The organism is Sphingomonas sp. NFR04, from assembly GCF_900114095.1.
Classification (GTDB): Bacteria; Pseudomonadota; Alphaproteobacteria; order Sphingomonadales; family Sphingomonadaceae; genus Sphingomonas.
On sequence record NZ_FORV01000002.1, the window covers coordinates 841,965 to 855,747 of the forward strand.

The following is a 13,783-nucleotide window of genomic DNA, read 5'->3' on the forward strand; positions in this document are numbered from 1 at the left end:
GCCCACCGGCGAAAGCTAATCCCATTGACCCGAAGCACGTCCAGCTCGTGTCGTCCACGTCCGGCGCGTCCACGTGCAACAGGAACGAGCCGAGCGCATTCGACAGATCAGCTCAGCACCACCCCGTCGCTCCCGCGCTTCGTCAGCATTCGACCCATCGCGTTGAGCAGCGCGGTCATCGCGACCGGTTTCATGATCACCTCGTCGGCACCTGCAGCCATGCACCTTTCTCGAAGATCGGCGGCGGCGTCAGCCGTGACGACGATAACCGGCAGCGCAGCCTTCTCCCCCGGCGTGGCGCGCAGATGCTGGATGGCGGTGAGCCCGTCCATGCCGGGCATGCGCAAGTCCATCAGGACGATGCTGTAATCACCATTGGCGATCATCTGGAGGCCGGTCTCCGCATCCGCGGCCTCCTCCATATGCGCCCCCACCACGCGCAGCATGTCCTTCACGACGCGGCGGTTCATGGGGTCGTCTTCGACGAACAGAATCTGCATGGCACGCTCCCTGGAGCAAACCTGCCTAGCAGCAGGGCGTAAATAGTTGATTAGGATGCTGAAGCCATCCGCAACGGCGTGTCCTGCGGTGCTCCCTCCGCATACACGCCTTGCAGCGCGGCGATCAGCTGGACCGCGCCGACGGGCTTGACGATCAACTGTGTGGCACCAAGCCGCGCCATCTCATCGAGCGGCAGGTCCTCGGCCGGCGCGAACAGGAGGCTGATCGGCAGATCGGCCCCCCGACACGCGCCAATCAGCGCGCGCAGCGAATCGAGCGGCGGCCGACCTTCGACGGTCGCCGATCGCGCCTCGACGAGTAGGTGATCCACCATGCCCGCGCGGACCGCCGCGATCGCGCTGTCTCCATCGGGCAGGCAGTCGACCGCGGCCGCGACCGGTTCGAGCAGTCCGCGCATCATGCCCTGCGTCAGCGGGTTGGCCTCGACCAGCACCAGCCGCGCTTCCGTCAGGCTGGCGGGACGTCCGCCCTCCGGCGGCGCTTCGTTCCCGGCAACTGCACGCTGCAGCGGCACGCGCAGCGTGAAGCGTGATCCTTCCCCCAGCGCGCTCACGACGTTCAGCGTACCACCCAGCGCGCACGCCAGCTTCACGCAAATGGAGAGGCCAAGGCCGGTGCCGCTAAACTGGCGGTTCAGGCCGCCGTCCACCTGGTGGAAGGCTTCGAACACGCGGTCGAGATGATTCGCCGGGATGCCGATGCCGGTGTCTTCCACCTCGACGACGAGCATTTCCGGGTTGCCCGCGACGCTGGCGCGCAGCGTCACGCTGCCGCCAGGCGTGAACTTGACGGCGTTCGACAGCAGATTGCCGATGATCTGGCGAAGCCGCGCATTGTCGGACAGGATGCGCACCGGTGCGTCCGCGATGTCGAGGTTCAGCGCGATGCCCTTGGCGGCGGCATGTCCGCTCCACAGACGCGCCGCGTCCTCCAAGAGTGCACGGAACGCCACGTCTTCCTGCGCGACGGCGATCTCGCCCGTCTCCATCTTGGCGACGTCGAGGATATCGTCGACCAGCGCGCGCATCGCCTCGCCGGCACCGAACACCACGTGCACCTGCTCGCGCGCTTCGGCATCGAGGCGCGGATTGGTCAGCAGGATCTGCGTCATGCCAAGAATGCCATTGAGAGGGGTGCGGATCTCGTGGCTGGTCGTGGCCAGGAATTCGGTCTTGGCCTTCAGCGCCTTCTCCAGCGCCGCGTTGGTCTGGTTCAGCACGACGTTGGCCGCGCGCGTTTCATTGCGGCTCTTGCGGATCCGCAGCGCGCTGATCAGCAGCAGCACCAGCACGATCGTAGCCGCCGCGACCAGGCCCAGGAGAAGCTTGGTGCGGAACTCGGCCTGCTGCTGGTGGATACGGGCATCGCGCTCGAAGATCTTCTGCTTCTGGTTCTGGAAGTCGAAGCGCGCGGCCATCAACTGCGACGCGGCCGAGGCCGTGAGCCGGCTCGCCTCCTTGTCGAGGCGCTCGAACGCTTTGAGATGCTGGAGCGCCATCGCCGGATCGCCGAGCTTCTCGAACACTTCCGCCGCGGTGGCGTGGAACTCCTTGTCCGGCATGGGCGTGGTGGTGAGGTCGACTCCGGCGAAGGTCGTGCGCAGCAGCGCCGCTGCGGCGCCATAATCCCCATGCGCTGCCTTCAGCTTGGCCGCCGCGGCAAAGGCCACCGGGCGCATCGATGCCGCCTCGACGGAGCGGGAAAGCCGCAACGCGTCCGCAACGGCCTGGCCCGCCGCAGCGAACTTGCGGCGTTCGGTTTCCGCGCTCGCCAGATTGGCAAGGATCTGGATCTGCAGCAGCGGACTGCCGAGTTCGCGCGCGCTCTTCAGTGCATTCCGATAGTCGCGCTCCGCCTGGTCGTAGCGACCGAGCAGGCGCAACACTTCCGCGCGGTTGTTGTAGGTACTCAGACGGAAGCCCGGATCGGCGGAGTAGAGCTCAACCGCCTGCGAATAATAGTCGAGCGCGCGCGGATAATCGCCGGCGTCCGAATAGATCTGTCCGATGTCCTGCAGCGCGATCGCTTGGCTGCGGACTTCGCGGGCGGCGCGGAAAATGCCGTACGCGCGCTGATAGTCCTGCAGCGCCTCGACGATGTTGCCCGAGGTTGCCGCGATCGCGCCGCGCGAGCGCATCAGATCGCCCTGCAGCTTGGTATCGCGGCCATGCACCGCGATGCGGGCGAGCGCTGCATCGATGATCGGCCGCGCCTTGGCCGGCTCGCTGATCCGGATATAGGCCTCGCCCTTCAGCCATTCGGCCGTCGCGACAGCGCGCTCCGCCTCCGGGGAAGCCGCAAGCACACGCGCGCGAACCAGCGCCTTATCGGCAAGCCCAAGGGCCTGGCTTGGGTCCGCCATCATTGCGGTCTTGGCGGCGGCGATGTCCTGATCAAACCGCGCGAGGGCGGCCTTCTCCGCCTTTGCCGGCGCCGATGGCATCTGGGCAACCGCAGGCGTCGCGATCGCGAGCGCCAGCAGACACAGGCCTTCCACACGTCGCATCCGGCCGAATCTCCCTTCGCCAGAATATCTTAGGGCGAAAAGGTTAAGGCATGTCCAACCATGCCGCCTGCGCCACCAGGCATAGCCGGCATGGTTGGCTTAGAAGTTCATGCGGAACGCCGCGCCGCCCGTTAGGCGCGGCAAGGCTTGCGTCTGCGCACCATTGAACGTCGCGCGGCCGAAGATGCTCACCTGCGCTGCGCCGTCCAGCATCGTTCGCCCATACATGGCCTCGCCAACATATTGCCGCTCGGGAACCCCGAGATTGAAGCGTTGGGTGAGCGGCCCCAACTCGCCGGTCTGTCGATCGATGACCTGCACCGTGGTGAGGTCGACGCTCGCCCGTTCGAGGTGCATCGGCTGCGCCAGCGTCATGCGGAACAGATCGGTCTTGCCGAACAATTCGCTCTTCGTCAGCCCTAACTGGAACGAGGTGCTGACCAGACCGCCGTCGGCCGGCGTGATCGTTGCGGCGCCTGCCGCTCGGGTGCGGCCGACAGTCCCGGTCGCAGCAAGTGCCAAGGTCGGGGTCAGCGCCAGGTCTGCGCCGAGCGTGACGCCGTCGCTGATGCTGCCGCGGGCGAAATCATAGGGGTCGGCCGATTCGATACCGAGCATTGCCTTGGCCTCGCGCAGGCGCGTGTAGCTCGCGCTCAGCGCGCCGTTGCCGGCGGTGTAGCGCACCGCGACATTCTGCGCGCCGGCCCGATAGGGATCCACTGCGCCCATCGCGAAGGCCGTGAGCGCATCCATCTGCCGCAGATCGCGGCGCAGCGTGCGCTGGGTGAGCCCGCTCGAGATCGTCCAGTGATCGCTCAGCGCGACGCTGGTCTGGAGATAGCCGCCGCCCGAGGCGAAGCCCATCAACGGGTTGGCACCGCCGACATTGGGATCGAAGTCCGAAGGCAGCGCGAAGCTGCCGCCGCCGAGCTGTGTCGCACCATCGCCGTCGCCGAAGGTGAAGGCAACGCGATCGCCCGGGGTGACCAGCCGCACGGCCGTCTGGTAGGGAAGCTGGCTCTGGTAGAAGCCCAGCATGCGCGTGCGCGGTGCCACCGCCATCGAGAGCTGCAGGCCCCCCTTGTTGGAGATCGGCGCCGAAAATGCGAAGCCGCTGAAGGCGCCAGGTCCCTTGGGCCCCGGGCCGCCCTTCGTCGTCGCCCAGGCCATGAAGCGGCTGTAGATATAGCTCTGCAAATATTCGTTCGAGCCGGTCAGCGACATCGCCGTCGCATCGGTGAGCTTGCTCGACACCGGGATGGCGAAGTCGCGGAAGGTCGCGCCGACGTCTTCATAGGCATAGAAGAACATGCCGGCCGCTTCCCACTTGGCCTGCTCCTTGGGATCGCGGATCTTGGCGGCCTGGGTGGCGACGATATTGCCCTTCGCGTCGTACTGATACCATTTGAGCCCGTCGAAGCTCAGCGGCGACAGCGCAGCGGTGACGTCGAGGATGCCCACGCCGTAGACGGGGTCGACGCCGGGCGCACCGGCGTCGCGCGCCGACTTCAGGATGATGTCGACCGTCTCCTTGGGATAGTTGGACAGCCACGGCCAGCGATCGTGGAGCAGCGCGATCGTCCCGGTGACCAGCGGCGCGGCGAACGATGTGCCCGACGCGCGCGTCACGCCGCCCTGCCCGTCCGATACTAGGATCATCTCGCCCGGCGCGGTGATGAAGCGGTTCATCAGCTTCATGTCGGGCGCGCAGGTGCCCTTGGCATCGACCAGGCAGGCATTGCCCGGCCGGTTGGAGAAGTCGGAGATCGTGCCCGTCGGCCCGACCGAGCCGACCACGATCATATACGGATTGGCCTTGTCCCACTTGATGTTTTGGGTCTGGGTGATCCCGTCATTGCCCGCCGCGATGACGAAGATCGTCTTCTTGGCATAGGCGGCGACATCCGGATCGCCGAACACGTCGTTCCAGCCCTGGGGCAGCGTCTTGCCGGGTTCGCCGAGCGACATGTTGACGATGCTCGCATTGTTCTGCGCGATCATCAGCACGCCGTTCTTCACGTCCGTCCAGTTGGCGGTGCCCGAGCTGTCGAACGGATTGTAGGCGACGACCGAGGCCATCGGCGCGATGCCCATCACGCCCTTGGCGTCGTGCGCGGCGATGATCAGGCTGGCGACCGCGGCGCCGTGGCCGTTCGAGAAGTCCGAGATGCCGCTATATTTGGTGATGTTGCTGGTGCCTTCGCCGGTTACGGTGAAGTCGAGCAGGCCGACGATCGAGCGCTTGCCCTCCCCGATCGTCTTGGTGATGGCGGGCGACCAGTTGATCGTCTGCATCCACCAGTCGGTGTGGTCCATGCCCGAATATTGGTTGAGCTGGTCGTACCAGTCGACGAAGAACATCTGCCGCGTATAGGCATCCACCGAGGTCAGCGAGGCGGGGTTGGTCAGATCGAGTCCCCACTTCGCCAGCATCGGGGCAACGAACCCGGCCTCGAAGGTCTTGCCCGTCTGCGTCTGGACAGCCGTGCCCCATGCGTCCTTCGACTGCCCGATCATGCCGTTGATCTTGGTGACGAGCGTCGACAGGTCGGCGGCCGAGGCAGTACCCGGCAGATTCAGCCAATAGCCCAGCGTATCCTTGCTCGTGGTGACATAGGCATCGGAGAAGGTGCGGATGTTCCCGATCATCGGATCGAGGTCGCCCATCGCGGGCGCTAGGTCGCCCCAGAAGGTGCGGATATTGCCCACATACGGGTCGACGGTGCCGCCGAAGGTGCGGATGTTGCCGATATAGGGGCTCAGATCGCCGCTGAAGGTGCGGATATTACCGACCAGCGGGTCGAGATCACCGGTGAAAGTCCGGATATTGCCCACATAGGGCGTAAGCGTACCGCTCAGCGTCTGCACCGGCTTGTCCGCCGAGACCGGACCAGGGCGGACTATTACCGGCTGCGCGCGCGCGGGCGCTGGGATCGGTGTGGACGGCGCGGGCGCGGTCTGGGCCGCGGCGCCGCCTGCTACCGTGAGGCCGCAGAATCCGGCCGTCGCGAGAAGATACGAGCGGATCAACGTGCGCATTGTCATTGGGAAGCCCCCGTTCAAGCCGGCTCCCTGCCGCCGTCTCGCCGTTATAATTTGGGAGGGTCTTGCGCCGCCAATGCTTACCGAGAACCGAAGAAACGTCGTTTAGCAGCCGTTAAGGTAGAATTTACTGCTTCAAATTCATGCACCTAGTGAGGCATGCCACTGCTCTATGCCCGGACCGGCCAGGCGCTCCAGATGCGCTTCGTCAGTCAGGAATTCGACCAGCTGCGGCAGTGGCAACGGCGGAGAGATGAAATAGCCCTGGAGGAGGTCGCAGCCCATGATCCGGAGGAGCGACAGGCTCATCGCCGTATCCACACCCTCGGCGGTGACCTCCATTTCGAGCGCGTGTGCCAAATCAATGGAGGAGCGGACGAGAAGCGGGTCGCGATTGCTGTTGGTGAGGCCGCTCACGAACATGCGATCGATCTTGAGCTCCTGCGCCGGCAGCTGCTTCAAATAGGCGAGCGACGAAAGGCCGGAGCCGTAATCGTCGATCGCAATGCGAATGCCGGCCCCGGTGAAAGCACGCAGATTAGCGAGCGCTGCGTCAGGATCGCTGATCACCGCGGTTTCGGTAATCTCGAACCCGATCCTGCCCTTCGCCTGGCGGACCAATGAAAGCGCGGCGGCGGCGAAGCCATGGTCGGGAAGGAGTTGCCCCGAGATGTTGACGTATACTTCAACGGCATGCCCGCGCTCGATGAGGCGCTGCTGGTCGTCGATGGCGCGCGTAATCACCCATTCGCTGAGCTCGCGGATCGCCCCGGTTTCCTCCGCGAGCGCGATGAAACGATCGGTCGGCACAAGTCCGCTGCCGGGCCGGATCCACCGGATCAGCGCCTCGACAGAGGTAATTGTGTTTGTTCGCGCGTGAAGCTTGGGCTGATAGTACAGGCTCACTTCGCCCGACGCGAGCGCATGCGGCAGAGCGCGCATAAGCTCCAGATCGGCCAAGCTGTTTTGTGAGAGTATTGCCGGATCCGCAAACCGGATCTTACACCGTTCGGCTTGCGCTGCGCTCAGTGCGGCCGCCGCCTGATCGACAAGCTCGTCACGGATGGAACTCTGGCCCGCGTCCGCAAAGCCGATCGTCACCGTGGGGCTGATGCTGAATGCATCGACAAACAGTCGCGCCTCCAGGGTGTCGACAAGACCCTGCAAGTTCGCTGTTGCCGCCTCAACGCTGGCCGCGTTGAAGGCAAATTCAATCGTGGTGCGACCAATACGTCCGCGCTCGGCACTTTCAATCGTCGCTTCAACTCGATCGGCGAGCATTTCCAGCAATTGATTGGCGAGCCGGTACCCGATGCTTTTCCGAAGCGCTGCAAAGCGTTCCAGCTCAACGATGGCCACGAATGTGGATGGAGCGAATGCGTTGACGTCAACGCATTCGTCACGGAGTTCATCGAAGATCGCCGTGCTCGCGTGAGACCGTTGTTGCGCAGATGATTGCGCGGCAGTGGGCGGGGCATCGGCCGACCCGAGGAAACGGTCGCCGGCCTTCGCGTTGACGGATCTGATATCATGCCATTGATCCTGCCGCGGAGTCGCATCGACTACCTCAGCGATGCGGACCGGCTTCCGGGCGTCGAATGCGGTGCGCCAAGGCGGCGCCGCCCATCGGCGAACCACCGCACGTAGGACCAGGACCGGGAGATTCACCAATGCCATTCGGTCGGAGCTAGCAACCATTTGTGAAGCAAGCGTAACCGCATGCTAAAAGGCCATTTTTCTGGCTGGGTAAACTGCGTTTCTCCATTCGCAAACTCGCGCAGAACCACTCCCTTCGTTCCGAGCAGGATGACCGTCATCTCGCGCTTGGTGCGTCGTGCGGTCACGGCAGGTGTCGTCAGAAGCAGACGGTCGAGGCGACTGGTCTCGATGACTGGAATTGGTCGTTACCGGCCACCCTGGGCATTATTGGCTGCGGCAGCCTATCGCTGATCCAAAGCTGTCAGAAGGCTGATGTCAGCGCCGTATGAGCCAATTCGAGACCGTTGAGGTGGGGCGCGTCGCTAATTTGCTTCGATAAGCTGAGCAGGTGATCGGCCCAATCCTGCAGCATGCGCCTACGTGGTGACAGATACAGCGCGCTATTATACGCGCTGCGGACGTCATCACGATCGACATGGGCAAGCGCCATCTCGATCCAATCAGATCGATAGCGCTCGGCGTCGTTGGCCCAGGTCGATGCGAGCCCGCGGAAGCCGTGGACGGTCTGTCGGCCGCGATAGCCCATGCGGTAGCAGCCGTAGATCATCGTGTTCTGGGAGATGGGCTGACCGAGCTTGTCGCCACCAAAGACATAAAGGCCAGCCGAGTAGGTCCGAACGTCTTCGAACAGCAACACCACCTGCCGCGAAAGCGGCACGACATGCTCTCGCTCCATCTTCATCCGCTCCGCTGGCACGCGCCAAAGCGGCTCCGGCCCGTGGAGGCCTTCAAATTCCTGCCAGCAGGCCAGGCGGGTCTCGTTGGTACGTGCCCAGGTCAGCAGCGTGAATAGCAATGCTGCACGGGTAACCGCACGCCGCCGAGGGTTCTCCTCGCCGTCATAGTCGTCGATTGCCTGCACCAGCGCCGGAAGCTCCTGCAGACCAACCCGTGCCATGTGCCGCACGCGCGGCTTGGGCTTCAACAGGTCGGAAAGATAGGCTGCCGGGTCCTGATCGGCCCAGCCCTGCGGGATGGCGAAGCGATAAATCTGGCTAACATGCTGCTTGATCCGACGGCTGACATCGAGCGCGCCGCGCGCTTCCACGGTTCGTACCATCGCCAGCACGTCGGCGCTGGTGATGGACCGCAGCGGCCTATCGCCGAGCACCGGAAAGGCGTCGCGCTCGAGCCGCGTCATCAGCCGCATGGCATGTCCTTCGTCGAGATTGCCCTCGCGGTTCTCATGCCAAGCTCGCGCCGCCTGCTCGAAGGTCTTGCCGACCGGCGACTTGTTGCTGGCGCCGGGGTCTCTGCCCTGCCCCAGCGCCACCCTGGCCTCGGCGCGGCGCAGCCGCGCCTCTGCAAGGCTGAGGTCGGGATAGCGGCCGAAGGAGAGCAGCTTCTCCTTGCCGTCGAAGCGGTACTTCATCCGCCACAGCTTCGAGCCATTGGGCCGGACAAGCAGGTACAGGCCCTCGCCGTCGGCGAGCTTGTAATCCTTTTGCCGCTTGGTCGCGTAGCGGACTCCGAGTTCCTTGAGCGCCATCTGGGGGTACTCCGCTGAGGGTTGCGGAGATTACCCCAGAAAATACCCCCAAAAGCAAATCGACGTCTTGGCGTTCGGTGGGGTCCAGAGAAGCTTATTGAGATCACGCGACTCGGGGAATAACCCACGGAAAACAGGCACAAAAAACCGCCTCAGGAAGTCCTGAAGCGGTTTGGCATGCGTGGGTTTGGTTGCGGGGGCAGGATTTGACCGCTGCCGAACAAGACATTGGCTAAAGAGCGGGGTGATCGTTCCCCATCGGCTTTAAGGCGATCTACGACGGGCAATATGCCTTAAGCCCGCTAGAGCAATTGCCTGCCATGGTCAGGAACTGCAAATACTCCACGTCCACGCTCGCAAATGAGCCTTTGGCAGAGGTGAATCCGTGGTCGATCGATAGCTCTCGATAATGGTCGGCACAAAGCCGAGGTTCGTTCAGCATGGCCGGAAGCCCAACGACCCAGACGCAGACATTCGCTGACGCTCTGGCGCCTCTCCAGTTCGGACATTGGTCCCGATGGTATTTAGCTGCTGAAACTGGCCGCTCAGGGTACGCGCCCAACAGCAAGCACTTGAACCTGCGCGTGACGTTGCCGCAATGGTTCCTCCGCTTGCGCAGCAGATCCCTGCACCCGTGCATTCCGCCGGAGGCCGGAACATGCTGGTCGGTAGCCGCAGCCGCGCGCGTTGTGCGCCCTAATCATCAGCCATTGCAGCCTGCGCGCGTTTGATCGCGCATCGCGCTACAGGCCCAGCCAATTCCGGCTGCTTCCGCGGCCATAGGCGTGCCGCGCGGGAACTTCGAGGATCAAGCTCGTGCCGATGCCGGTCCCGGCTTTTATCTCCAGGGAGCCGCCCGCATAGGCTGCCCTCTCCTTCATTCCCCTCAGACCGAAATGACCCTGGCGGCCGCCGTTTGCGAGGACCTGGGCGGGCACGCCTACACCGTCATCCGCGATCCGCACGACAAGTCGATCCACCAGATATTCGACGTCCGCCGTGATGGTGGACGCCCCCGCGTGGCGGACCGCATTCGCCAGCGCCTCTGCTGCGATCTTTGCCGCCTCTTCGGCGACAATGCGTTCGAGAATACGCTCCTCGCCGCTCATCTTCACGATGATTTCGCTGGTCGTAGACCGCCGCAGCTTCTCGGCGAACGCCTCGATCGCGCTATGCAACGCCACGATCCGCGCGCTCCGCAACCCGGCCACCTGCTCGCGACTCTCGGTCAGGTCCGCTTCCGCTTCGTCCAGCGTGTCGCTGATCACTTGTCGGGTACCGTCGTCCAGCCCGGGATGCAGCGAGAGACCATGAAACCGCATGAGCATGCCCTGGACCGATTGCAGCAGCGTGTCGTGCAGATCGCGGGCGATCCGCTCCCGTTCGGAGGCCTGCACCTGCATTCGATCCCGTATCCGGTCCGTCAGGTAGCTCAGCCTCCAGCGAAACGCGAGCACCACGAGGATGACGATCGCTAGCGCACATGCCAGATAGAATAAGCGGGATTGCAGGAAGGTCGGCGGCACCACGAAGGTCAGTTCCGCGCCTTGCCGGTTCCAGACCCCGTCATTGTTGGCCGCCAGCACACGGAAACGGTATGTGCCAGGCGCAAGGAACGTATAGGTGGAGCTCCGTGATGCGCCTCCCTCCGCCCAGTCCTTGTCCACCCCGACAAGCCTGTAGCGGAATTTGACCTTGGCCGGATCCGCAAAGCTGAGGCCGGCATACTCCACAGTTATCCGCTGCGATCCCGCCGGCAGCTGCAGGCCGTGCATCGCTTCGAACGAATGACCATCGGCAAGGACCCGCAGGATCTTCACCGGCGGCGGCACGCGATTGGCCGCCGGCACCCGCGGATCGAACATCGCGACGCCGCCCGACGTCGTCACCCAGATCCGGCCGGCCGCATCCGCCTCCAGACTGGACCGGTTCCAGTAGACGGGCGCCCCTGGCACACCGTCCGACATCCCATAGGTCTTGATGTCGAGCTCGGCATTGCCGGTGTCGAACGCACGCTGCAGGGCCGCTGTCGCAACACGGGTGACACCGGCGAGAGAATGAATCCACGTTTCGCCCGATGGGGTCTGTGCAATCCCGGATACGCCGGAAAGAAAGGGGAACCGCTCGCCGGTTAGCATCTGAAACCGACGACCGTCATACCGAACCAGGCCTTTGTCGCCGCCGATGAAAACATAGTCCTGCGTTGAATAAATGACTTCGGCGAAGCCGACTGACATTTTCTCCTTCGGCCAGAACCTCTCAAGGTTCTGGCCGTCCGAACGATAGACGCTGCCCCGGTTCACGTAGAACAAGACGCGACCGCGTGCATCTGCCTGCAGCGTGGCAACGTCGCCCATATATTCGTCCCGTCCACGCGGCACGGGCTGGGCATTGGCGTTGGTCAATATCTTGACCATTTCACGGTCGTTCACCCACAGCCTTCCCAAACTGTCCTCGACACAATTCGTCCATACCAATTGCGCGAATGCGTGGGTGCCGGCCAGTGAGAGCGACCGCTGCGTTTTGCCTCCGTATAGGCGTACGCCTCCCCGCTTCTCCGGCAGCCAGACGCCTCCATCTCGACCTCCACATGGCCCGTAATTAAGCGGAACACGGATTGGCTGTTTTCGCGGAACGCCGCTCTGATCGACTCTATAGAGATCATGTCTCTGCCGAATCCAAACACTCCCGCGACCATCTCGAATAGCTAAATCATCGAACAGAACGGGCTCGTTTCTCTTCAACGCGGCCGGTTGCTCGAAAGCTGTTCGCCTGTACTAATGAAGACCGTCGCTGACTCCAAACCACACATTGTTTTCGCGATCGACCAGCGTCGGATTCCCCATATCGCCGGCGAAGCGGCCGATGAATGTTTGCATTCCGAGGTGCCACGCCCATGTCCCTCGCATCTTGTCCAGACGGCGCTCGAAACGTTTCGAAATGCCGGCGTTATCGACCAGCCATACTCCGTTCTCGCGATCGATGACCAATGCAGCCATGTTCTTCATCGGCAGGTCTGCCGGGGATTCAAACGTAACGCGACCGCTTTGGCGCACGAAAACCTGCCGAAGCTGGTTCGCTGACCAAAGCCAGATCCGGCGGTCCGAGCCCTGTACTAATTGGGCATCGACAGATACCGACGCAATTACCTTCGATTTCGCATGGTTCGTCGATTTAATCCGAAACGCACCATTCGCCAAAAAAACGAGAGCACCCGAATTGCTAGTGGCGCACCCGCTGTAATCATAAAGCGTGATGGGTTCTGAAGTTTCTCTGCTCCAGACCTGCTTCTCCAGAGTCGTGAAGCTAAGCCCCTTGATCGAATATTGAACACTCCAGATAATTCCATTGCCGCTTTCTGCGAGGCAGAACGGCCTCCCCTCCATCGCGCGTAGCGGACGCGCCCGGCCGGCATGAACTATGGAGAGCCCGCCCCAGAGGTGGCCCGCAAGCAAGTCGCCATTCGCCGAAGGAAGCAGCGTCGTTACGGCATCGGACCAAGCCAGACTTGGCCCCGCAATTTCAAGATGGCTGATCGAAGCGCCGTCATAGCGAAACAAGCCGCCGACAGCCGCTATCCAAATGAAGCCATCGCGTGTTTTGCGCGAGCGCATCGATCGATTGCGGCGCGGTTTGTGCGGGGGAAACGGTCTGTTCTCGCCATCCGCCAAAACGCTCGTGCGGTTGCTGCGCAGACGCCCCTCTGCCCAACGCAAGCAGCAACAGGCACAGAACCGTCAAAGACAGGCGGATCCCCAGGAAGTTTCGCAACGTTAACCTTCCTTCCGGGATTTCCCTTGCGGCCGCGCTGCCGCCGGGCTGTCGCAACCCTGGGTCTGCCCGCACAAGCTACTCCAACTTGCCGCTGGAAATCCATGCGTCTAACGGCCTGCGTCGTCGCGATTCCTGTGGCCGGGTCGGCTAGGGGGTACCCATCGAGGAAGAACCGCGTTCGCGAGCCGAAATGCCAAGGTTGACCGCAAGCTGCTGGCGGCCAAAGCCTGCGATGCGCGCTTTACCTGCTTACGTTACTGGCCGCCTTCTCCGGCACCAGCAGGATGGTTCCGTTTCCATTCCATGGCACGGCGGATCCGCCTCGCGATACTGGGATGGTCGTAGAAGAGCGTTTCCTCAAGGACGCCCGGCGAACTGGCGCGGAAATCGACCGTTCGGATGAGCGCCTTGGCCATGCCGTCCGGTTCGTTCGCAAGCTGCAGGCCATAGGCATCCGCATCCACCTCCACCCATCGTTCCGCAGACACGATGATCGGCGTCGTCAGCAGCGTGAAGGTGATGAACACCAGATGCGCGAGCGGTATCGCGGCGGGATTCTGGACCAGGGGTGACTGACGATCCCGGCTCCGCGGCACGGCCCCCAGCATGCGGTCGACAAGCCACAATCCGGCCCCCGCCAACACCGCGACGACCGCGGCCAGGATCAGCAGGTGATTGTGCTTATAGTGCCCGATCTCGTGCGCGACGACGGCGCGGATCTCGCTTTGGTC

At 63.3% G+C, this 13,783-nt stretch carries 8 protein-coding genes; all 8 read right to left on the reverse strand.

What is annotated here, in order from left to right; translation table 11 throughout:
• Positions 1 to 107: 107 nt before the first annotated feature.
• A complete protein-coding gene (locus BM009_RS09980) occupies positions 108 to 500 on the reverse strand; it encodes a response regulator (protein WP_093295765.1) in 393 nt (130 codons plus the stop codon).
• Between the two features lie 50 nt (positions 501 to 550).
• The gene (locus BM009_RS09985) at positions 551 to 3,028 is read right to left on the reverse strand and encodes a sensor histidine kinase (RefSeq protein ID WP_093295766.1); all 2,478 of its coding nucleotides are present in this window, start codon (positions 3,026 to 3,028) and stop codon (positions 551 to 553) included.
• Between the two features lie 99 nt (positions 3,029 to 3,127).
• Positions 3,128 to 6,073 carry a S8 family peptidase gene (locus tag BM009_RS09990; RefSeq protein ID WP_093295768.1) on the reverse strand — a complete coding sequence of 982 codons (2,946 nt, stop codon included), beginning with the start codon at positions 6,071 to 6,073 and terminating at the stop codon, positions 3,128 to 3,130.
• 138 nt (positions 6,074 to 6,211) lie between these two features.
• On the reverse strand, positions 6,212 to 7,747 hold the full coding sequence (locus BM009_RS09995) for an EAL domain-containing protein (protein ID WP_175487969.1): 1,536 nt from the start codon (positions 7,745 to 7,747) through the stop codon (positions 6,212 to 6,214).
• Between the two features lie 283 nt (positions 7,748 to 8,030).
• Positions 8,031 to 9,278 carry a tyrosine-type recombinase/integrase gene (locus tag BM009_RS10000; protein WP_093295771.1) on the reverse strand — a complete coding sequence of 416 codons (1,248 nt, stop codon included), beginning with the start codon at positions 9,276 to 9,278 and terminating at the stop codon, positions 8,031 to 8,033.
• Between the two features lie 743 nt (positions 9,279 to 10,021).
• Positions 10,022 to 11,710 carry an ATP-binding protein gene (locus BM009_RS10005; protein ID WP_139216591.1) on the reverse strand — a complete coding sequence of 563 codons (1,689 nt, stop codon included), beginning with the start codon at positions 11,708 to 11,710 and terminating at the stop codon, positions 10,022 to 10,024.
• A 345-nt stretch (positions 11,711 to 12,055) separates the two neighbouring features.
• Complete coding sequence (locus tag BM009_RS22215; RefSeq protein WP_139216592.1) at positions 12,056 to 12,892, reverse strand: ligand-binding sensor domain-containing protein; 837 nt, start codon at positions 12,890 to 12,892, stop codon at positions 12,056 to 12,058.
• Between the two features lie 414 nt (positions 12,893 to 13,306).
• On the reverse strand, positions 13,307 to 13,783 hold a 477-nt coding region (locus tag BM009_RS10015; RefSeq protein WP_175487970.1), incomplete at its 5' end, for a M48 family metallopeptidase.